Source organism: Rhodococcus sp. BP-349, assembly GCF_019835845.1.
Lineage (GTDB): Bacteria > Actinomycetota > Actinomycetes > Mycobacteriales > Mycobacteriaceae > Rhodococcoides.
Genome location: NZ_JABUDR010000003.1, coordinates 378,314 through 398,185, shown reverse-complemented (window position 1 = coordinate 398,185; position 19,872 = coordinate 378,314). Strand labels below are relative to the sequence as shown.

The 19,872-nt window shown below is 68.1% G+C and carries 18 protein-coding genes and 1 tRNA gene; 6 read left to right on the top strand and 13 right to left on the bottom strand.

Translation table 11 applies throughout. The features are described 5' to 3' along the window. Nucleotides 1–45: 45 nt before the first annotated feature. Both HQ325_RS18265 and HQ325_RS18260 read right to left on the bottom strand, forming a co-directional pair. Nucleotides 46–3,306, bottom strand: coding sequence for a DUF4132 domain-containing protein (locus HQ325_RS18265; RefSeq protein WP_222631611.1), 3,261 nt, complete (start codon nt 3,304–3,306; stop codon nt 46–48). A gap of 145 nt (nt 3,307–3,451) precedes the next feature. Next, a tRNA-Asn gene (locus HQ325_RS18260) sits at nt 3,452–3,524 on the bottom strand. A gap of 211 nt (nt 3,525–3,735) precedes the next feature. On the opposite strand from HQ325_RS18260, the gene HQ325_RS18255 reads away from it, so the two are divergent. Next, the gene (locus HQ325_RS18255; RefSeq protein WP_027505741.1) at nt 3,736–3,972 is read left to right on the top strand and encodes a hypothetical protein; all 237 of its coding nucleotides are present in this window, start codon (nt 3,736–3,738) and stop codon (nt 3,970–3,972) included. Here HQ325_RS18255 and dnaG read toward each other — a convergent pair. Genes dnaG through HQ325_RS18220 form a run of 7 tightly spaced genes read right to left on the bottom strand, consistent with a single transcriptional unit; the run spans nt 3,969 to nt 11,498 of the window. Then, nucleotides 3,969–5,894, bottom strand: a complete 1,926-nt coding sequence (gene dnaG, locus HQ325_RS18250; protein ID WP_222631609.1) for a DNA primase — start codon at nt 5,892–5,894, stop codon at nt 3,969–3,971. The two genes, HQ325_RS18255 and dnaG, sit on opposite strands and share 4 nt — an antisense overlap. A gap of 57 nt (nt 5,895–5,951) precedes the next feature. Further along, on the bottom strand, nt 5,952–7,223 hold the full coding sequence (locus tag HQ325_RS18245) for a deoxyguanosinetriphosphate triphosphohydrolase (RefSeq protein ID WP_222631607.1): 1,272 nt from the start codon (nt 7,221–7,223) through the stop codon (nt 5,952–5,954). Then, a complete protein-coding gene (locus tag HQ325_RS18240; RefSeq protein ID WP_222631605.1) occupies nt 7,220–7,909 on the bottom strand; it encodes a YdcF family protein in 690 nt (229 codons plus the stop codon). Before HQ325_RS18240 ends, HQ325_RS18245 begins: the two co-directional genes overlap by 4 nt. A gap of 46 nt (nt 7,910–7,955) precedes the next feature. Beyond that, nucleotides 7,956–8,564, bottom strand: a complete 609-nt coding sequence (locus HQ325_RS18235; protein WP_222631603.1) for a response regulator transcription factor — start codon at nt 8,562–8,564, stop codon at nt 7,956–7,958. Beyond that, complete coding sequence (locus HQ325_RS22900; protein WP_222631601.1) at nt 8,561–9,760, bottom strand: histidine kinase; 1,200 nt, start codon at nt 9,758–9,760, stop codon at nt 8,561–8,563. Before HQ325_RS22900 ends, HQ325_RS18235 begins: the two co-directional genes overlap by 4 nt. A gap of 35 nt (nt 9,761–9,795) precedes the next feature. Continuing rightward, nucleotides 9,796–10,587: an ABC transporter permease gene (locus tag HQ325_RS18225; RefSeq protein WP_222631600.1), complete on the bottom strand. Its 792-nt coding sequence runs from the start codon at nt 10,585–10,587 to the stop codon at nt 9,796–9,798. Next, a complete protein-coding gene (locus HQ325_RS18220; RefSeq protein ID WP_222631599.1) occupies nt 10,584–11,498 on the bottom strand; it encodes an ABC transporter ATP-binding protein in 915 nt (304 codons plus the stop codon). The genes HQ325_RS18225 and HQ325_RS18220 overlap by 4 nt, the downstream gene beginning before the upstream one ends. A gap of 127 nt (nt 11,499–11,625) precedes the next feature. Here HQ325_RS18220 and HQ325_RS18215 point away from each other — a divergent pair, with 127 nt between their 5' ends. The 3 genes from HQ325_RS18215 to HQ325_RS18205 all read left to right on the top strand — a co-directional run bounded on the left by HQ325_RS18215 (nt 11,626) and on the right by HQ325_RS18205 (nt 14,485). Further along, entirely contained in the window at nt 11,626–13,647 is a 2,022-nt protein-coding gene (locus HQ325_RS18215; RefSeq protein ID WP_222631598.1) for a TPM domain-containing protein, read from the top strand. Nucleotides 13,648–13,745: 98 nt separating this feature from the next. Beyond that, complete coding sequence (locus tag HQ325_RS18210; protein WP_222631597.1) at nt 13,746–13,979, top strand: hypothetical protein; 234 nt, start codon at nt 13,746–13,748, stop codon at nt 13,977–13,979. A 74-nt stretch (nt 13,980–14,053) separates the two neighbouring features. Continuing rightward, nucleotides 14,054–14,485, top strand: a complete 432-nt coding sequence (locus tag HQ325_RS18205) for an SRPBCC family protein (protein WP_027505731.1) — start codon at nt 14,054–14,056, stop codon at nt 14,483–14,485. Between the two features lie 3 nt (nt 14,486–14,488). Here the strand turns inward: HQ325_RS18205 and HQ325_RS18200 are convergent, their stop codons facing one another. Continuing rightward, nucleotides 14,489–15,874, bottom strand: coding sequence for a glycine--tRNA ligase (locus HQ325_RS18200; RefSeq protein WP_027505730.1), 1,386 nt, complete (start codon nt 15,872–15,874; stop codon nt 14,489–14,491). A 202-nt stretch (nt 15,875–16,076) separates the two neighbouring features. Here HQ325_RS18200 and HQ325_RS18195 point away from each other — a divergent pair, with 202 nt between their 5' ends. Together HQ325_RS18195 and HQ325_RS18190 are read left to right on the top strand one after the other, a co-directional pair. After that, nucleotides 16,077–16,424 (top strand): metalloregulator ArsR/SmtB family transcription factor, encoded by a 348-nt coding sequence (locus tag HQ325_RS18195; protein ID WP_027505729.1) that lies wholly within the window; start codon nt 16,077–16,079, stop codon nt 16,422–16,424. Then, on the top strand, nt 16,421–16,825 hold the full coding sequence (locus HQ325_RS18190; protein ID WP_027505728.1) for a Fur family transcriptional regulator: 405 nt from the start codon (nt 16,421–16,423) through the stop codon (nt 16,823–16,825). The genes HQ325_RS18195 and HQ325_RS18190 overlap by 4 nt, the downstream gene beginning before the upstream one ends. A 182-nt stretch (nt 16,826–17,007) precedes the next feature. On the opposite strand, the gene bioB is transcribed toward HQ325_RS18190, so the two are convergent. The 3 genes from bioB to HQ325_RS18175 are packed head-to-tail and all read right to left on the bottom strand — an operon-like array spanning nt 17,008 to nt 19,857. Beyond that, on the bottom strand, nt 17,008–18,018 hold the full coding sequence (gene bioB / locus HQ325_RS18185) for a biotin synthase BioB (protein ID WP_222631596.1): 1,011 nt from the start codon (nt 18,016–18,018) through the stop codon (nt 17,008–17,010). A 19-nt stretch (nt 18,019–18,037) separates the two neighbouring features. Further along, nucleotides 18,038–18,721 (bottom strand): dethiobiotin synthase, encoded by a 684-nt coding sequence (gene bioD / locus HQ325_RS18180; RefSeq protein ID WP_222631594.1) that lies wholly within the window; start codon nt 18,719–18,721, stop codon nt 18,038–18,040. After that, on the bottom strand, nt 18,718–19,857 hold the full coding sequence (locus HQ325_RS18175) for an 8-amino-7-oxononanoate synthase (protein ID WP_222631592.1): 1,140 nt from the start codon (nt 19,855–19,857) through the stop codon (nt 18,718–18,720). Before HQ325_RS18175 ends, bioD begins: the two co-directional genes overlap by 4 nt. Between the last annotated feature and the right edge of the window lie 15 nt (nt 19,858–19,872).

Genomic DNA, 19,872 nt, shown 5'->3' with positions numbered 1-19,872 from the left:
GATGGTACGTGAAATTGACGTGTCTGGTTTATCGGTTAGGGACCTTCACGGTTCGCCCCGCAACTCAGGCTCGTCTCCTCGGATCGGCTGCGTGTCGATCGTCGACAGATCACGCTGCAGTTCGGACGCGTCGATCGGTGTCAGCTCGCCATCACTGATCGCGATGTAGACGATTTTCTGTATCTCCGAGAACACAGCTTGGGCGGCGTTGAAGCCCGGAAAGACCATGATCGAGATGGTCACGGCATCCGTGACGCGCTTGTCCAGGGATATCTGCGCGCCCTTGTCCTGGGGCTCCTCTCGAATCCACCCGCGTGATTTCAACGAGAGCAGTTGCCGTGTCGATGCCTTCGTTCCCTCCAGCCGGGCGATGGACGCCCGCACGTCACCAGTGAAGACAGCCCGGTGCACCTGCTCGAACGGCTGCTGCACCATCGCGGCGTCGAGCACGTGCTGCCAGGTTCTCAGCGCGTCACCCATAGTCAGGGGGTGCACCACCGCGACGTCGACCTCATCTGCGATCTCGACGTGCGCACCATCGGCATCGATGGGCGACCGGAGGTCGGAGAATCGGAAATGCGTGCCACTGCCGGTAGACCAGACGAGCCTGCTCACGACATGCCACGTCAACGGGTGCGCGACCAGGTGGGTACGTACTTGGCCCATGCGCCACGTTCGGTGCGCGACCATCGCCTTCTCGAAGCGTGCAATCAACTCGCCGGAGACCGCGCCGAGATCCTTTCGCAGAGTCGTGTACCGCTTGTACTCCTCACGGGCGAGATCCGAATCATGTTGTCCCGGGCGGGCAAGCCGGTCCCGGGTCTTGCCGTCGCGGTCGACGATCACCAGGCTGAGGCGGTGGTCGAAGGTCGCGACGAACGAGCGGTCGCCATAGTCGAATGTCGTCGTGCCGTCAGGGTCGAGTCCGAGGTTCGGAACCAGGCGGTCGGCGAGGTCGAGTGGCGTGAGGTTCAGTTCGTCGGCGATGCGCCGGATGCGGGTATCGGCCTTCGCTCGCAGCGCCGGGAACCGCAGTGCTTGCGAGATAGTCCAGAGATGACCGAGTGCCGCGTCCGTACCGATGGTGGCCAGAGCTTCCAATCCTGCTGCGGCCCTGCGGTGCGCGGACTGGAGCGGCCACGTTCGGATCAAAGGCGTGAGCCTGCGCGCGGTGTCGTCGTTGCCGACGATCCCCAGGGCATCCAATGCCCAGTTCTGCGCATCGGGGAAGCCTGCCGCCGCCCATCGTTCGAAGACATCCCACACGAACACGGCAAGGTCATCGGTGTCGACGAGGTCGCGCAGTATGTCGATCCCGGCATAGACCTCGTCCATCCGCGACATCGCGAACATGACGAGAACGTTCTGCACGGCATCTGTGGGCAGCGGCGCCTCGGTGTCCCTCAGAACGAGCGGCGGCAACAACGCGGGGTCGAGCCACGCCGGAGTCGTCGGGATGGTCCGTGGCAGCACCAGTAGCGGATCGGTGTCCACGATCGTGGCCACCACGGCGCTCGCTTTCGGCCCAAATTGCCCTGCGGCGGAGACCAGTACGTCGCGGTTACCCCGCCGGGCCAAGGTGCGGATGCCTCTCTCCGCTGCCAGTCGCGGCGCACCCTTCTGGCGCAGCACCGACGCGACGACGTCAGGCGCTGCCGAGTCGATGTGCCGGTCGAACCACTCGAGAGCGCTCGCCCTCACCGACCTCGCCTGCAACCAGTCCACCATCCGACGGGCTACAGCGCTGCCGCCCACCGGTAGAAGGACGTGCACGGTCTGCGCCGGTTTGGTGATCACTGTTCGCAGTACGTAGTGCGCTGCGTCGACATCGAATCGGGCCAAGATACGACGGATCTCGCCCTCTGCCTGCCACAGGTAGGACGATTCGGTGATCGTCGGAAGTAGGGGACGGATGATGTCGTCCGGTGCGTGTGCCACGTAGCTCAGCGGATATCGCCCGTGGCCATCGGTCACCTCTTTGATGAAGTCCGCCCACGTCTTTCGCCACACAGACGGTGGATACGGCGTGCCCGCTGCGGCCCATTCTTCTCGCTCTCCGGGCAGCCATGCCGTGAACAAGTCCGTCGACGGCTCGTCGACGTCGATCACGACGGGGGCTGACGCTTTCCGAGGCCCGAGCCACGGCGGCGACGCCAGAAGTGTGGGAACGGCACTCGCGGACAGCGTGGTCGGCTCGTCCCGTGACTCGGGTCCGGCAAGTTCAGGGTGTGTTCGGTACAGGTCGCGAAGCAGTGCCCCTGCGAGCGGTTTGTCCGACTCCTCCAACATCCGCGCCGCCCGCTCGGGTGCACGGTCCATCGCGTCGAGGACAGCAGGTTCTATATGTTTCGTGCCCAACCGGTCCAGGAGCTTCGACACCCCCGCGTCCGTGTCGAATTCCGCAAGAATTTCGGCACACCGCTTCTTGTTGGCGGACGAGAGATTGCCGTCGAAGATCTCACCCACGATCGGCTCCAACCCCGGCCCGATGTTGGCACACATGGCGTGAAGGATGCGCGGATAGATCCCAACATTCCAGATCGCACGGGCACGGTCTTCGACCAGCTCGAACGCGGTCTCTACGGCAGCCACGTCGCTGACACTGGCAAGCAGGACGAGGCCGATACTCCGTTGATAGCGGTCGAGTCCGGACGACTTCTGCAGATCGGCCGCAACCCAGTCGTGTTCGGTCGGCAACAGGAATGACGTCGCGATGCGACGCGCGAAGCAGGAGCCGCGAAACTCCGCGAGTCGTTCCGCCACTGCCGCGTACTCGTCGTCCGAGAGTGCGGCGAGCGCCGACCGCACCCGGCTGTAGGCGTCGTCGACCCAGAAATTGACGGTGTCCATGCCGATTCGGTGGCTGAGGGAACTAGTGGCCATGGTTCTGGGTTGCGGACTCGGGTGATATTCGATGGTCATCCCCGCTGCTACGACGACAGCCTCTGCGGCGAACGCGGCCCCGAATCGACCGATCAAGTACACGACGAACGGTGTTCGCATCTTGTATTGATTGTGCTGGGTCGACACCATCCACGCCGCTGCCGCCGCGAGTGGCGTCACGTTTTCCGTGGGCGAGTGGTGGCCTGCAACGAACGCGCGGGCAGCATCGGCCCACTCCGGCGGTGTCGCGGGATGATCGAGGACGGCATCGAACTGGTCCGCCACCCGTTCGATGAGACCGTCGATCGCGTCAGGTTTGAGCGGCGCCTTCGACGGCGCGGGCGTCGGCGTCCGACCGTGCACCGCCTCGCCGCGCCGCCACCATTGCGCCGGCACCTGCCACGTCGAAGATCTGGAGCTCATCGCATCGACAGTAGGGGCCCGCCCCGACGGTCTGCCTTCTGAAACACCGGAGAGGTCGTCACGAAACTGACTCGTGCACACCATGGGGCTGAGAACGCGAAAACCCCCGACCGCATCGCAGATGCGTGATCGGGGGTCTCAGGCGCTCCCCCATCTGGACTTGAACCAGAAACCCTTCGATTAACAGTCGAATGCTCTGCCAATTGAGCTATGGGGGAATGTTCGTGGCCTCGAACAGACCCGTACGGATGTGTCCTCGTCCGAGAACAGACTCTAGCTCATCACACCCGCACACCACCAAATCGGCTGTTCGGAGGCACTTCCGTACGTCCGCGTAGATCTCGGCAGGCTGTACGCCCCCCGCCCACGGCGCATGTCCACGCTGTCGGGCAGGATATGGGGAGACGTCTCGGAAGGACTCACGCTCACATGATGGGAATGTTGGCCGGCATCGCCGCCGGATACGTGCTCGGCACCAAGGCGGGGCGGGCCCGCTACGAACAGATCAGCCGGGCCACGAAGGCCGTCGCGTCGTCCCCCGCGACGAAGAAGGTCGTGTCGGCCGGACGCCAGAAGTTGGCCGACACCCTCAGCACGCAGCCGAAGCTCGAGCCGATGAAGCAGGTCGACGACACTCAGCTCTACATCCCGCACGACAAGCTCTAGACGGCCGGAAACTCCGCGTCCGTGGTGCTGCCGACGGCCTGCTCCAACAGGCTGCGGCGGTACTGCTCGAGCGCGATGAGGTCGCCGAACAGCGCGTTGTAGTCGTCCGGCTTCTCGATCGGTGACATGCGTTGCAGCTTCGACTTCAGTTCCGCCACCTGCCGGCCGACCCACACCTCCTGCAGTCGCGCGAGCACCCCCGAGATGTAGCGCGGGGTCGCCTCGTCGGAGATGGGCATGGCCTCGACGGCCAGTTCCGTGACCAGTGAGCGCAATCCCTTCGGCTCCGCCTTCTTGCCGACGGCGTCGAGCCACTCCCCGCCCCCGAGCCCCGCGGCCGTTCCACCGGCCTCGCGGACCGCCTCGGACACCGCGGCGTACGCCGGGTGCCCGAACGTCTCGGGCGGCAGCGAATCGAACACGGACCCGGCGATACCGGGGTGCTGCATGACGGCCTTGAGGGCTTCGCGCTGCGGCCACAGCGTGGGGTCGTTGCGCGCCGGATGGGCCGGTCCGACCGGCGCGGCCTTCTCGGTCTCGGTACTGCGCACCGGCCGCCGGAGCGGCGCCGGAGCGCCACCCTTCGCGATCTTGGCCGCTTCCTCGCGCACCCGGTTGACCACCATGCGCTCGTCGATCCAGCCCACCCAGCCGCTGAGCCGAGCCGCGTAGTTGTCCCGCAGCGCACGGTCCTTCATCTGCGCGACCATCGGCACGGTGCGGCGCAGTGCTTCGACCTGCCCTTCGGCGGTGTCGAGGTCGCACTCGGACAGAGCGCCGCGGATGGCGAACTCGAAGAGCGGGGTACGACGCGCGACGAGATCACGTACCGCCGCATCGCCCTTCTCGAGGCGCAGGTCGCACGGATCCATCCCGTCCGGAGCCACCGCGATGAACGTCTGGCCAGCGAGCTTCTGGTCTCCCGAGAAGGCCTTCATCGCGGCGGCCTGACCAGCGGAGTCCCCGTCGAAGGTGTAGATGATCTCGCCGCGCCAGAACTTGTCGTCCATCAGCAGTCGACGCAGCAACGCGAGATGGTCGTCGCCGAACGCGGTGCCGCACGACGCGACCGCCGTCGTGACCCCGGCCAGGTGCATGGCCATGACGTCGGTGTATCCCTCGACCACGACGGCCTGGTGCCCCTTGGCGATGTCCTTCTTCGCCAGGTCCAGGCCGAACAGCACCTGAGACTTCTTGTACAGCAACGTCTCCGGCGTGTTGACGTACTTGCCCGGCATCGTGTCGTCGTCGAAGATCTTGCGTGCGCCGAAGCCGATGACGTCACCGGACAGGTTGCGGATGGGCCACAGCAACCGACGGTGGAACCGGTCCATCGGCCCCCGCTTGCCCTCGCGAGACAGCCCGGCCGCCTCGAGTTCCTTGAACTCGAAGCCCTTGTTCAGCAGATGCTTGGTGAGCGTGTCCCACCCACTCGGGGCGAACCCGCACCCGAACTCCTGTGCCGCGGCGGCATCGAAGTTGCGCTGCGTCAGGTAGTTCCGCGCCGCCTGCGCCTCGGGTGATCCGAGCTGCTCGGCGTAGAACTGCTGCGCTGCCGCATTGGCCGCCACGAGGCGGGACCGGGTACCGCGATCGCGCTGCACCGAGGTGCCGCCGCCCTCGTACGAGATGGAGTAGTTGAGCCGATCTGCGAGTTGCTCGACGCTCTCGACGAACGTGATGTGCTCGATCTTCTGCAGGAACGTGTAGACGTCGCCGCCCTCACCACAGCCGAAGCAGTGGAAGGTGCCGTGATTCGGCCGGACGTGGAACGACGGGTTCTTCTCGTCGTGGAACGGGCAGAGCCCGCTCATGGAATCGCCACGCGGAGCCTTGAGCGCGACGTACTCACCGACGATGTCCTCGATGCGAGTGCGTTCGCGAATGGCGGCTACATCGCGTTCAGGTATCCGGCCGGCCACGAGCCCAGTCTAGTGCCGGGTCCGACACGGCTCCCCCGCCCTACCGACCCGGATCGGCTAACCCCAGGACGCCTGTGCGCCGAGGCTGCCCTTGTCCACCCGTTCGAGCCGCGACTCCGTGTAGGACGCGATCTGATCGACCACGACGCGGGTGCGCTGGGCGTCGTCCGCGGCGGCGTTCCACACGGGAACGAACATCGGATCGAGCGAGGTCGGTGCCGAGTACAGCAGCCAGGCCGCGACGCGGTGGATCCGATCGCGCTGGCGGTCCTGTCGCAGCCGGTGTCCGGCGTCGGACATCACGTAGCGCAGCGCCATCGTCTTGAGCAGCGCCACCTCAGCTCGCACCAGCGACGGTACGGAGAGATCGGCCTCGTAGCGCCGCACAGGCCTGCCGTCGGCCGCCTCCCGGGTGCTGGAGATGGCGGCGGTGGTGAATCGGCCCACCAGTTCGCTCGTCATCCGCTTGAGCGCCACCGAGCGGACGAGAGTGCCGTCGTATCCGGACGCATCGGTGACCACCGGCATCTCCGACAACCGCTGAGCGGCCTCGCGCATGTGGTCACGGTCGAAGCCGCGGAACTCGCTCACCGACATCTCCGCGAGGGCCGACTGCTCGCTGGGGTCGGCCAGCGACCGGAGGTCGATGCGCCCGGCGATGATGCCGTCCTCCACGTCGTGCACCGAGTACGCGACGTCGTCGGCCCAGTCCATCGCCTGCGCCTCCAGGCTCTGACGGCCCTCGGGTGCGCCCTCGCGGATCCAGGTGAGGGTGTCGGCGTCGTCGTCGTAGGCGCCGAACTTCGCGCCCGGCCGCGGCCGCAGCCACGGGTACTTGATCGCGGCATCGAGCGAGGCACGAGTGAGGTTCAGCCCGGCGCTGGCGCCGTCCTCGGTGAGGACCTTCGGTTCCAGCACCGTGAGGATCCGAAGGTTCTGAGCGTTGCCCTCGAACCCGCCGCAGGACTCGGCCACCTCGTCGAGAGCTCGCTCGCCGTTGTGGCCGTAGGGCGGATGGCCGATGTCGTGAGCCAGCCCGGCCAGTTCCACCAGATCGGGATCGCAGCCGATGCCGTCGGCGATGCTGCGCCCGATCTGAGCCACCTCGAGGGAGTGCGTCAAGCGGGTACGGGGCGTGTCGCCCTCGCGGGGACCGGTGACCTGAGTCTTGTCGGCGAGTCGTCGCAACGCGGCCGAGTGCAGCACGCGGGCGCGATCACGGGCGAAGTGTCCGCGCGAGTCGCCGGGCGTCTCGGTGAGCACCAGCGCGGCCGTCTTCGGCCCTTCCGCCACCAGTCGTTCGAGGTCCGCCGCGTCGTACTGCGTCACTGGCTGGCCGTGTACTGGAAGTCGGCGGAGTAATGCGTCAGCTGATACCACAGCAGAGCTGCCGTCTCCCTGGCGATTCCGTGGATCTGCGACTCTCGGGTGAACACGGCGGGACCCTGGCGCGTGGGCGACGTCCAGGCATCCAGCCCGGCGTCGCGTGCCATGGTGCGGGTACGCAGCGAGTGCCACGGATCGCTCACCAGCGTGATGTCGGTCAGGCCTCGCGTCGCCAACTCGGCCGCCACGGCTTCGATGCTGCGCAGCGTGTCCGATCCCTCCTCGACGGCGACGATGTCCTCGCCCGGAACACCCTGATCCATCAGGTAGTTCCGACCCGATGCCGCCTCGGTGTAGTTGTCGCCCACCTGCTTGCCACCGACCGTCACGATCAGCGGGGCGACCCCGCTGGAGAACAGCGCCGACGCCTGTTCGAGTCGCGCCTCGAAGACCGACGAGGGGACGCCGTCGTACTGGGCCGCGCCGAGCACGACGATGGCGTCCGACGGCGTGTGATCGTCGATCCGAGCCACCTGCCACACCCGCACGGCGGTCCCACCGACGAGGAGCACTCCCACGAGGACCACGCCCGCGACCAGCCGACGGAGCCAGCGCGCGACGGTGCCGCCGAAGCCGAGGCGATCGGGCTGCGGCACATACGGGTCGTCGTAGTGGTAGTCGGTAGTCACACGTCGATTCTGCCAGCCGCACCCGCGGAGATCGGTCCGCCGCGCCTCACAGCCACCCGTTGTCCTCGGCGATGCGCACGGCCTCGGCGCGGGTGGTGGCGCCGGTCTTGCCGATGGCAGCGGAGAGATGGTTGCGCACCGTGCCCTCCGAGAGGTGCAGCGCGCCGGCGATCGACCCGGCGGTGGTCCCGGCGCGCGCCGCGGACAGGACGTCCCGCTCCCGCGGAGTCAACGGCGAGTTCCCGGCCGTCAGCGTCTCCGTGGCCAGCGCCGGGTCGATGACGCGCATCCCGGCGTGGACCCGCCGGACCGCCTCGGCGAGCTGGCGAGCGGGCGTGTCCTTGACCACGAATCCGCCGGCACCGGCGTCGATGGCCCGCCGCACGTACCCGGGCCGTCCGAAGGTGGTGACCACGAGCACGCGACACGTGGGGACTGCCGCCCGCAGCAGGGCGGTGGTGGCGATGCCGTCTCCCCCGGGCATCTCGACGTCGAGAAGCGCCACGTCGGGACGGTGCTCGAGCGCTGCGGGCACCACCTCGTCGCCGCGCCCCACCTCCGCGACGACGTCGAGATCGTGCTCGAGTCCCAACAGGGCGGCCAGAGCGCCGCGGACCAGGGCCTGGTCGTCGGCCAGCAGGAGTCGGATCGTCACGGCGCCGTCACCGTGAGAGTGAACCCGCCGTCACTTCCCCGTGCGACCCGGACGGCGGCGCCGACTGCGTCCGCCCGGTCGGTCAGCCCGCGCAGGCCGGTGCCCGTGGACTCGCCCTGCGGCCCGATGCCGTTGTCCGCGACGGTGATCCGGCGGGCATCGAGTCGCACCCGGCACTCGGTTCCGCCGCTGTGACGCACCACGTTCGTCACCGCTTCCCGGAGCGCCCAGGCGAACAGCTCACGGAACTCCTCCGCCACGTCACGCACCGACCCCTCGATGTGCAGTGTCATCCCTGCCGCTTCGACGGCGCTGCGCACTCCGCGTATCTCGGTGTCGAGTCGCAGGTGTCGCAGCCCGCCCACCGTCGATCGCACGTCGGCGAGCGCTGCGCGCGAGAGGCTCTCGACGTCGGCGATCTCGACGGCGGCACGCGCCGGATCCACCTCGACGAGTCGCCCGGCCAGTTCCGCCTTCACGGTGATGACGGTCAACGAGTGACCCAGGATGTCGTGGACGTCGCGGGCCACTCTCTCGCGCTCCTCGACGACGGCCAGGTCCGACAGGCGACGGCGCGCTTCGTCCAGCTGAATGTTGCGAGCGACGAGTTGGCTGATTCCCCAGGCGGCGAACGCGGCCACCGCCACGGTGAACCCGGCGGAATCGTCCGGGGTCCACTTCGGGACGACACGGGGAAGCACCTCGACCGCGGCGACGTTCGCAGCGAGCACGAGGAGACCCGATCGGGGCGGGAGGGTCATGACGGCGAGAACCGCCACGAACACGCATCCCGTCAACACGGAGTCGCCGGCTGCGGGAGCGACCGGAACCAGCAGCAGCATCAGCGCCACCACCACAGCCCACTGTCGGGGTACTCGCACCTGCGCCTCGGCGTGCAGCCGACCACGGAAGTCGCGGAAGCCACCCAGGAACACCGCGGCGAAGGCGAGCAGACACAGCGCTGCGGCCACCTGCCAGTACAGAGGCCCGTCGTAACTCCACACCGCCCGTACCGGATAGATCAGGTAGGCCAGCCACACCGCACTGAAGATCCAGCCTCGGCGCACGGCGGCGCGCAGTCGCGTCCCCTCGCTGTCGTCGACGTTCACCTCGCGCGGCTCGATGACGACATGCGACCGAAGTGACTGCACGAGGCCCTGACGACGGCCGAGCGCGGCGGCGGTGGTCCTGCTCACCGCCGCCACGCTAGACCCCCCGGTGTCCGGACGTGTCATACGCGGGCGGTGTCCTTGCGGAACATCGTCATCGCGCCGATCACGAAGATCGTCGTCCACACCGCGACGTTGACGAGCGCCTCCACCAGCGACGTCCACGAGGTGTCCCCGAGCGGAGATCGCGCCAACGTGGCCACCCCGTACGTCGGGACGAACTTCGCCACGGTCGCGAACCATCCACTCGCCGGGACGAAGAGACCACCGGCGAAGGCGAGCACAGCGAGACCGGGTCCGAGAATCTGCATCACGTTCTCAGACGGCAGCAGGTACCCCATGAAGAGGCCGAACGCCGCGAACACGATCGAGGTGATCCAGGCGAGCACGAAGCACTCCACCCATGCCGCGGCGGGAAGAGTCGCGCCTGTCGCCGCACCGACGGCGAAGACGACGGCCACGGACACGAGCCCGAGCGCCATGGCGACGACGACCTTCACTGCGATGTACGCGGTGGGGGTCAGCGGGGTGAGCCGCAGCTGACGGCTCCATCCGAGTCCGCGTTCGATCGAGACCATGGCGCCGCCACTCGTGGTGGCCAGCATCGCGCCGTAGAGGGCCATGCTCACCATGACGTAGCCGGTGACGTTCGCCGATCCTGCCGACTCGGTCTTCAGATCACCCTGCAGCCCGAAGATGAGGAAGAAGATCGGCGGGACGACGAGCGCGAAGATGATGGTGCGTCGGTTCCGCAACATCCGGCGCATCTCGAGTGCGAGGAAGCCGGCGTTGAATCCGCCCCGCGCCGGCATCGTCCGGACGGTGGTGGTGGTGGTCGAATCGGTGGCGGTCATGCGAGGCTCCCGGTGGTGTCGGTGGTGAGGGTCAGGAACGCGTCCTCGAGAGTGTGGGGCACGATCTCCACCTCGCGAGCAGCGGTGTGTGCGAACAGGTGTCGAGCGACCGCATCCGAGTCCGTCGCGTGGACGGTGAGCCGGTCACCGTGGATCTCGACGTCGTCGACGCCGGGAACGACCAGCAGATCGGCTGCCCGCGCGCCCGGCAGGATCGCCGAGACCCGTCGGCCGGACGCCACGTTCTTGATCTCGGCCGCGGTGCCGTCCGCCACGATGCGCCCGTCGCGCAGCAGCACGATGCGGTCGGCGTACGCGTCCGCCTCGTCGAGGTAGTGCGTGGCGAACAGGACCGTGCGTCCGTGCGAGGTGTCCTCGCGCATGGCGGCCCAGAACTCACGTCGGCCCTCGACGTCCATGCCCGTGGTCGGCTCGTCGAGCACGATGAGGTCGGGGTCCGGGAGCAGGGCGAGCGCGAACCGCAACCGCTGCTGCTGTCCGCCGGAGCACTTCCCCACCATCCGGCCCCCGATGTCCGCGATGCCTGCGCGTGCCAGGACCTCCGAGACGGGCCGGGTGGTCGAGTACAGCGTGCCGATGAGCCGCACGGTCTCCTCGACGGTGATGTCCTTCAGCAGTCCCCCGCTCTGCATCACCGCCGACACGCGGCCCGTCGCGACGGCGTCCTCGGGCGATCCGCCGAAGAGCGCGACGGAGCCCTCGTCAGGACGACCGAGACCCAGCATCATGTCGATCGTGGTGGTCTTGCCGGCGCCGTTGGGCCCGAGGAACGCGACGATCTCGCCCGGGTGCACGACGAGGGACAGGTCGTCGACGGCCTGGACGCGGGTGTGGCCCGGCCCGGCGAACGACTTCCGCAGATGATCCAGGTGAATCGCTGGTGTGGTCATGAGAAGAACACTGCTCCGATACGAGGGACGAACCCTCGTTCGTGCGTCACGACCGCGGCATGACAGTTGTCACGGGTCTCTCGTCCTCGTTCGCACCGTTCGGCCACGCTCCCGGTAGGTTCCCACCATGACCCGGGTCCGAGTGCTCCTGCGTGCCGCCACCACCGCGATCCTGTTCGTCCTCGCCGTGGTCGGTGTGGGCGTGCCCGCCTCCGCCGAGGAACCGTTCCGAGTGCCCGAGCAGGTCACCGATCAGGCCGGCGCACTCGATGCCGGTGAGGTGTCCGAGGTGCAGTCCGCCGTCGACACCCTCTACGACGAGCAGGGCTTCCGACTCTGGGTGGTCTTCGTCGACGACTTCTCGGGCCAGGCTGCCACCTCGTGGGGTGAGCGCACGGCGTCCACCAGCGACTTCGGGGACCGTGATGTGCTCATGGCGGTCGCGACGCAGGCCCGCTCGTACGTCCTGAACGTTCCCCAGGCGCTGTCGAGCATCTCGGACTCGGAGATCTCCGAACTCGAGCAGGCCTCGATCGAACCGGCGCTGCGCGAGGAGAACTGGGCGGGCGCGGCGACGGCGGCAGCCACCGGTTTGGGCAAGGCGGCGTCGACCACCGGCTCGGGATCGGCAGGTCTCTGGGTCGCCGTCGGCGTGATCCTCGTCCTCGTACTGGGTGCCTTCGCCTTCACTCGGCTGCGCGCACGGCGGCGGCGAGCCGATGCACTGGAGGCCGCCGAGCAGTTGGACGGCAGTGACCCCGCGGCCTTCGCCGCTCTCCCGCTCGACGTCCTGGACGAGCGTTCCCGTGCTCTGCTGGTGGAGACCGACGAGGCGATCCGGGCCAGTGCCGACGAGTTGTCCACTGCCGTCGGCGAACTGGGACAGGCCGCGGCTCGCCCGTTCGTCGAAGCTCTCGACGGTGCCCGCCGCGCGCTCGCGGCCGCGTTCGAGACGAGGCAGCGTCTGGACGACGCGATCCCCGAGTCGCCCGACGAGCGGCGCCAGATGCTCCTGTCGATCATCACCTCGTGCAGTGACGCGGACCGGCACCTCGACGAGAAGGTCGCCGAGTTCGACGAGATCCGGAACCTGTTGATCGACGCGGACTCCCGTCTCGACGCGCTCACGCGCGGGCAGGTGGAGCAGACGGCGCGGCTGGACGCGGCGGCGGCGACCCTGACGAGCCTCGCGGGGCGGTACGACAGCTCCGTCCTCGCACCGGTGGCGAACAACGTCGATCTGGCGAAGGAACAGCTGGAGCTCGCGGACGCCGGCATCGACGACGGGCGCGATGCTGCCGCGCAACCGGTGGGTCACCAGGGACCTGTGGTGGCCGCGGTGCGCACCGCGGAGAGTGCACTGTCGCGCGCCCGATCGCTGCTCGATGCCGTCGAGCACGCCGACGCCGACATCGAGGCCGCCCGATCCGGACTCGACGCGGCGATGGCCGATGCGGAGGCCGACATCGCGTCGGCGGACCGCCTCGCCTCGCACGGCGGAGACCAGCTCGCCGCAGCACGGACCGCCGTCGCCGAGGCGTTGACGCGGGCACGGACTCGCGGCGCGCAGGATCCGCTGGGCACCATGAACGCTCTCGTCGCCGCCGACGCGCAACTCGACTCCGCGCTCGCCGCCGCCACGCAGAGCAAGGAACAGGACGACCATGCCCGTGCTCGGCTCGACCGAGATCTCGCCTCGGCGCAGGCACAGGTGCGGGCCGCGAGCGAGTACATCGGCGCTCGCAGCGGCGCGGTGAAGGTCCAGGCGCGCACGCGGCTCGCCGAGGCCGAACGGCACGTCCAGGCCGCCCAGCAGCTGGGTGCCACGGACGCGCCGCGCGCTCTGCAGCACGCCGCGGCCGCCCTGTCCCTCGCCGCGCAGGCGTCGCACCTCGCTCAGGCGGACGTCGCCGACTGGGAGGCGACACAGCGCCCTCGGCACAGCGGTGGGTACGGCGGCTCGTCCTCGGCGGGCGGCATACTCACCGGCGTGCTCATCGACAGCGTGCTGCGGGGCGGCTTCTCCGGGGGCCGTTCGTACGGGAACCGTCGCGGCGGTGGCTACGGCGGATTCGGCGGCGGTCCGCGCTCGTTCGGCGGCTCCGGCAGCTCGGGTCGCATCGGACGCTCGTCCGGCGGACGTTTCTGAGCCCGGAACGGAACCGGCGACAGCGGTCGTCGAGACGAGTGACGACATCGCTGTCGAGGTCCCGCTCGCGTCGCAGAACGACACCCTGCAGCGAATCCATGCCGAAAAATGTGCCGCCGCCGAACTCGCCGACATCGTCGCGCATCGACGTCCCGGTCACGCTGTCGACGGCGTCCTGCGAACCGCATGTCATCGCGGACGCCACGAAGCCCTTCGTGTTCCCCGCGTGGATCGCAGTGGGTGACGGTGTGCCGGTCCACACCCGCATTCCGGTGCCCGTCTCGGTGCGGCGCCAGTTGGTGGGGTATCAGCAGCGCGCAAGCGCCAGGTAGCTCCAGATTGGACCGAGTCCGACGAGGGCATCCCTGCCCGGTACGCATCCTCTAGTTCAGGAGTCAGACACGCCATGGTCGATGTCACCCGCACCTTCACCGTCACCCGATCACGGGCGGACGTGGCCGCGTACCTGCGCGACTTCGCGAACGCCACCGAATGGGATCCGGGCACCGTGGAGTGCACGCAGTCCACGCCCGGACCGGTCGCCGTCGGCACGGAATGGAACAACACGTCGAAGCTGTACGGAATCTCGACGGAGCTGACCTACCGCCTCGAGGTCGACGAGCCCGGCCACATCGTCCTGAAGGGCACGAACAAGACCGCGACGAGCACCGACGACATCACGCTGAACGAGGCCGGCCCGACCTCCACCGAGATCACCTATCACGCGAACATCGAGTTCAACGGCCTCGCGAAACTGGCCGACCCGCTCGCCGGCATCGCCTTCGAGCGGGTCGGGAAAGAGACCGAGGAGCAGATGACCGCTGCTCTACAGAAGTAGCGGTCAGCAGCCCAGCAGGCGGGTGGCGAGGTAGCCCTCGACCTGATCGAGGGCGATCCGCTCCTGTGCCATGCTGTCGCGCTCGCGGATGGTGACCGCATGGTCGTCCAGCGTGTCGAAGTCGACCGTGATGCAGAACGGGGTGCCGATCTCGTCCTGGCGACGGTAGCGGCGACCGATGGCGCCGGCGTCGTCGAACTCGACGTTCCAGTTCTGTCGCAGAGTCGCCGCGAGGTCCTTGGCCTTGGGCGTCAGGTCGGCGTTGCGGCTCAGCGGGAGCACGGCGGCCTTGACCGGCGCCAGACGACGATCGAGTCGCAGCACCGTCCGCTTGTCCACGCCGCCCTTCGCATTGGGCGCCTCGTCCTCGTGGTACGCGTCGACGAGGAAGGCCATGAGCGAACGGGTCAGTCCCGCCGCAGGTTCGATGACGTACGGGGTGTAGCGCTCGTCGTTGGCCTGGTCGTAGAAGCTCAGGTCGGTGCCCGAGTGCTTCGAGTGCGTCGACAGGTCGAAGTCGGTGCGGTTGGCGACGCCCTCGAGCTCGCCCCACGCGCTGCCCTGGAACTCGAAGCGGTACTCGATGTCCACGGTGCGCTTGGAGTAGTGCGACAGCTTCTCCTGCGCGTGCTCGTACAGGCGCAGGTTCTCCGGGTCGATGCCCAGGTCGGTATACCACTTCATGCGGTAGTCGATCCAGTACTGGTGCCACTGCTCGTCCTCGCCGGGCTTGACGAAGAACTCCATCTCCATCTGCTCGAACTCGCGGGTGCGGAAGATGAAGTTGCCGGGCGTGATCTCGTTGCGGAAGCTCTTGCCGATCTGGCCGATGCCGAACGGCGGCTTCTTGCGCGACGTGGTGAGCACGTTGGCGAAGTTGACGAAGATGCCCTGCGCCGTCTCGGGGCGGAGGTAGTGCAAGCCTGCCTCGTCGTCGACGGGTCCGAGGAACGTCTTGAGCAGTCCGGAGAAGGCGCGCGGCTCGGTCCAGGAGCCGGGCTCGCCGGTCTCGGGATCGCGGATGTCGGCGAGACCGTTCTCCGGCGGGTGGCCGTGCTTCTCCTCGTACGCTTCGAGAAGGTGATCGGCGCGGTAGCGCTTGTGGGTGTGGAGAGACTCGACCAGCGGGTCGGAGAACGTCTCGACGTGGCCGGACGCCTCCCACACCTCGCGCGGCAGGATCACGGACGAGTCGAGACCCACCGTGTCCTCGCGGCTGGTGATCATGTTGCGCCACCACTGCTTCTTGATGTTGTCCTTCAGCTCCACGCCGAGGGGGCCGTAATCCCACGCCGACTTGGTTCCGCCGTAGATCTCGCCACACTGGTAGACGAGTCCCCGGCGTTTGGCCAGGTTGGCGACGGTATCGATCTTGGACTTCGGTGCCACGGGGCCAGCTCTCCATCTCGGGTGGTCGGTAGTACTGCCGAGCGAGGGGGTGTCCCTCTGCTCGCGACACATCAGACTATCCGGCGACGTCCCGGTCTTCGAGCACCGGTGAGTTGACATGCACGTCCGCGCATATCAGAGTAGATGTCGAAAGTGGTTACTGTTTCCATTAAGCGCCACCCGACAGTGCAGGAGGACCTTCATGAGCATCGACGACACGGTGGTCCCTCCCGCGGCTCCGAGCCCCGTTCCGCTGCCGTCCAAGGACGTGCTGGGCGGCGCGGGAGACCTGCTGCGTGCACTCGCCGCTCCGGTGCGCATCGCGATCGTGCTGCAACTGCGCGAGTCGGAGCGGTGTGTGCACGAGCTGGTCGGTGCACTGGGCGTCACGCAGCCCCTCATCAGCCAGCACCTGCGCGTCCTCAAGGCCGCGGGCGTCGTCCGCGGTGAGCGTGCCGGACGCGAGGTCCTGTACCGCCTGGTGGACGACCACCTCGCCCACATCGTCGTCGACGCCGTCGCCCACGCTCAGGAGGAGAACCACTCGTGACCGCTCCCCGCACCATCGGTGTGCGCTCGACCAAGCAGCGCAGCGCCATCTCCGAACTGCTGGAGACCGTCGACGAGTTCCGGTCGGCGCAGGAGCTGCACGACGAACTGCGCAAGCGTGGCGACGGTATCGGCCTCACCACCGTCTACCGCACCCTGCAGGCCCTCGCGGACGCCGGCACCATCGACGTCCTGCGGACCGATTCCGGTGAGTCCGTCTATCGCCGGTGCTCCGACGGTCACCACCACCATCTGGTGTGCCGCGACTGCGGCTTCACCGTCGAGGTGGAAGGTGCCGCCGTGGAGCGCTGGACCAAGTCGGTGGCCTCGAAGCACGGGTTCAGCGACGTCAGCCACACCGCCGAGATCTTCGGCACCTGCAGCGAGTGCGCCGCTCGCTGAACGCTCGTCATCCCTCGATCAGTGGATGCCGTGAACAGTGCGCGGACCATCCGGACGGGAACACCTGCACCACCATGCGGCGGCCGCACCACGCGCAGTACCGCGGTGGCTCCAGGTCACGAGGCCGTGGTCGCGCCCCGTCTGCCAGCGGTGCTCCCGTCCACCCATCGAACGCCGGGGACTCAGATGGCGGCATCGAGCGCTTTGACCGGCATCTTCAGCTCCGCCAGGAGATCGAGATCGGATTCGGCCGGACGACCGAGCGTCGTCAGGTAGTTGCCGACGATGATGGCGTTGATGCCGCCCAGGATGCCCTGTCGCGCGCCGAGGTCGCCGAGCGTGATCTCGCGGCCACCGGCGAAACGCAACGTGGTGCGCGGGAGCGCGAGTCGAAATGCCGCGATGGCGCGGAGGGCATCGGTTGCGGGCAGGACCTCGAGGTGGGCGAACGGGGTTCCGGGTCGCGGATCGAAGAAATTGAGGGGCACCTCGTGCGGATTCACCGCCGCGAGTTCGGTGGCGAATTCTGCTCGCTGACGCAGACTTTCGCCCATCCCGAGAATGCCACCGCAGCACACCTGCATGCCGACATCAGCGACCGTCGTCAAAGTCTCCTGGCGTTCCTCCCAGGTGTGCGTGGTCACGACGGTCGGGAAGTAGGACCTGGCGGTCTCGAGATTGTGGTTGTAGCGGTGGACACCCCAACTCGCGAGCCGCTCGGCCTGTTCGCGGGTGAGCATGCCCAACGAGCAGGCGATATCGATGTCCACCTCCGCGTGGATTGCCGCGATCCCGGCCTGGACCTGACTCATCAATCGCTCGTCGGGACCGCGCACGGCGGCGACGATGCAGAACTCGCTCGCACCGGTCTTCGCCGTCTGCTTCGCGGCCTCGACCAACTCGGCGATGTCGAGTCGTGCGGCGCGCACCGGGGAGACGAACAGTCCGGACTGGGAGCAGAAGTGACAGTCCTCGGGGCACCCCCCTGTCTTGACGCTGATGATGCTCTCGACTTCGACTTCTTCTCCGCACCAGCGCATGCGCACTCGGTGAGCGAGATCGAGTGCATCGGCGACCCGGTCGTCGGGCAACTCGAGAACGGCGAGGACTCGGTCGACGTCGAGTGGGCGGCCCTCGTCGAGAACGATGCGCTCGGCCTCGCGCAGAACGTCGTCGGTCGGTGTGTCGGTCATGCTGACTCCTTCGGTGGGTTCACGCGAACGGCGCGAAATCGGGGGCGAACCATGTCGGCGCGGTGGAGACGAAACGTTCCGCCGGCCACGAGCCGACGCCGTCGGGGATGCGGCCGACAATCGGAACGCCGGTGACGGCAGGGAGTTCTGCGAGGTTGGTGACAGCGGCGAGGTCGGGCACCGTCGGCCACGAGCCGAGAACCACGCCCACGCACCACAGTCCGGCACGGCGCACGGCGTCCACGGTGAGCTCGGCGTGATTGAGCGCTCCCAGGCCCGGCTGCGAGACGACCAGAACCCGCGCGTAAAGAGCGCGGGCGATGTCCAGCACGGTGGTCCCACGGTCGTCGAAACGAACGGCCACTCCCCCGGCGCCCTCCACGAGCACCGCTCCGGGAAGATCGCCGACAGCGTCGACCACGTCGCCGACGGACAGTGATGCACGCCCTCTGCGCCGCGCCGCGACGCCGGGTGCGAGCGGATCGGGGTAGCGCACGCACTCGCGGTACTGCCTGCGGCGCAGAGGGTCCGACAGGCCGACGACCGCGTCCAGATCCCCGGCCTCGTCCGGATCGACACCGGTCTGGGCGGGCTTGCACACCGAGACCACGTGCCCGGCGCTTTCCAGCAAGACGGCGAGTGCCGCGGTGACGATCGTCTTCCCGACGTCCGTCGACGTCCCGGTGATCACGAGAACGCTCACAGGGACACCTGCTCGAGCGCCCCCGCGACCACGGTGCACACCCTGGACACCTCGCCGTCGGTCAGATCGGCGCGGGCCGTGATCCGCAGGCGCGAGCGGCCTTCCGGCACCGACGGCGGCCGGAAACATCCGACCGACACGCCCTGTGCGCGGCACGCGTTCGCGGCTCGGAGAGCGGAATTCGCGTCGCCCACGATCACGGGGACCACCGCCGATTCCGGCAGGTCGGCCAGTCCCAGTTCCGCGGCGAGCCGACCTGCGTGCCGACGCAGCGCCCCTACCCGATCCGGCTCGCGCCGGAGCACCCCCAGCGCCGCGTGCGCGGCCCCCACCGATGCCGGAGCCGGAGCAGTGTCGAAGATGAAGGTTCTGGCCGAGTTCAGAAGATGCTCGCGCACGACTTCTTCCGCCAGAACCACTCCACCCTGGCTTCCGAGAGCCTTCGACAGCGTCGCGGTGACGACGAGGTCGGGAGCGCCGGCGAGACCGCACTCCTGGACCAGTCCGCGCCCGCCGCCCCCTCGCACACCGAGACCGTGCGCTTCGTCGACGACCAGAACGGCGCCGTGACGCCGGGTCACCGCGTAGAGCTCTCGGAGGGGCGCCAGATCACCGTCCGCACTGAACACCGAGTCGGTGAGCACCAGCGCCCGCGCCTCGGATCGCGTCGACAAGGCCAGGTTCACGGCAGCGACATCACGGTGCGGCGTCACCTCCACGCGCGCTCGCGACAGGCGGCACGCATCGACCAGCGACGCGTGTGATGCGGTGTCGGAGACGATCAGCGAACCCGCGCCGGACAATGCCGACACCACGCCCAGATTGGCGAGGTAGCCGCTCGAGAAGAGCAGCCCGGAGTCGGCGCCGACGAAGTCCGCCAGGTCGAGCTCGAGGCCGTGGTGGTCGGTCGTCGTTCCGGTGACCAATCGTGATCCGGTGCTGCCGGTTCCCCATCGATCCAGCGCATCACGGGCGCCGGCGATCACCGCGCTGTGCCGGCTCAGACCCAGGTAGTCGTTCGAGGCCACGTCGATGACATGGTCGTCGGGTGTCCGTGGTCGGAGGACTCTCCGCAGTCCGGCATCGGTACGCCGGACCGCTGCGGCGTCGAGCCACGCCAGTGCCCTGTCGGTCATGAACGCGCAGCCTAC

What these genes read in the sequence shown, in the direction of transcription:
- HQ325_RS18195 (WP_027505729.1), top strand. Translation starts at nt 16,077, where the DNA reads ATGAGCATCGACGACACGGTGGTCCCTCCCGCGGCTCCGAGCCCCGTT.
- HQ325_RS18225 (WP_222631600.1), bottom strand. Translation starts at nt 10,587, where the DNA reads ATGACCGCCACCGATTCGACCACCACCACCACCGTCCGGACGATGCCG.
- HQ325_RS18205 (WP_027505731.1), top strand. Translation starts at nt 14,054, where the DNA reads ATGGTCGATGTCACCCGCACCTTCACCGTCACCCGATCACGGGCGGAC.
- HQ325_RS18215 (WP_222631598.1), top strand. Translation starts at nt 11,626, where the DNA reads ATGACCCGGGTCCGAGTGCTCCTGCGTGCCGCCACCACCGCGATCCTG.
- HQ325_RS18265 (WP_222631611.1), bottom strand. Translation starts at nt 3,306, where the DNA reads ATGAGCTCCAGATCTTCGACGTGGCAGGTGCCGGCGCAATGGTGGCGG.
- HQ325_RS18210 (WP_222631597.1), top strand. Translation starts at nt 13,746, where the DNA reads ATGCCGAAAAATGTGCCGCCGCCGAACTCGCCGACATCGTCGCGCATC.
- HQ325_RS18220 (WP_222631599.1), bottom strand. Translation starts at nt 11,498, where the DNA reads ATGACCACACCAGCGATTCACCTGGATCATCTGCGGAAGTCGTTCGCC.
- HQ325_RS18255 (WP_027505741.1), top strand. Translation starts at nt 3,736, where the DNA reads ATGATGGGAATGTTGGCCGGCATCGCCGCCGGATACGTGCTCGGCACC.
- bioB (WP_222631596.1), bottom strand. Translation starts at nt 18,018, where the DNA reads ATGACCGACACACCGACCGACGACGTTCTGCGCGAGGCCGAGCGCATC.
- HQ325_RS18175 (WP_222631592.1), bottom strand. Translation starts at nt 19,857, where the DNA reads ATGACCGACAGGGCACTGGCGTGGCTCGACGCCGCAGCGGTCCGGCGT.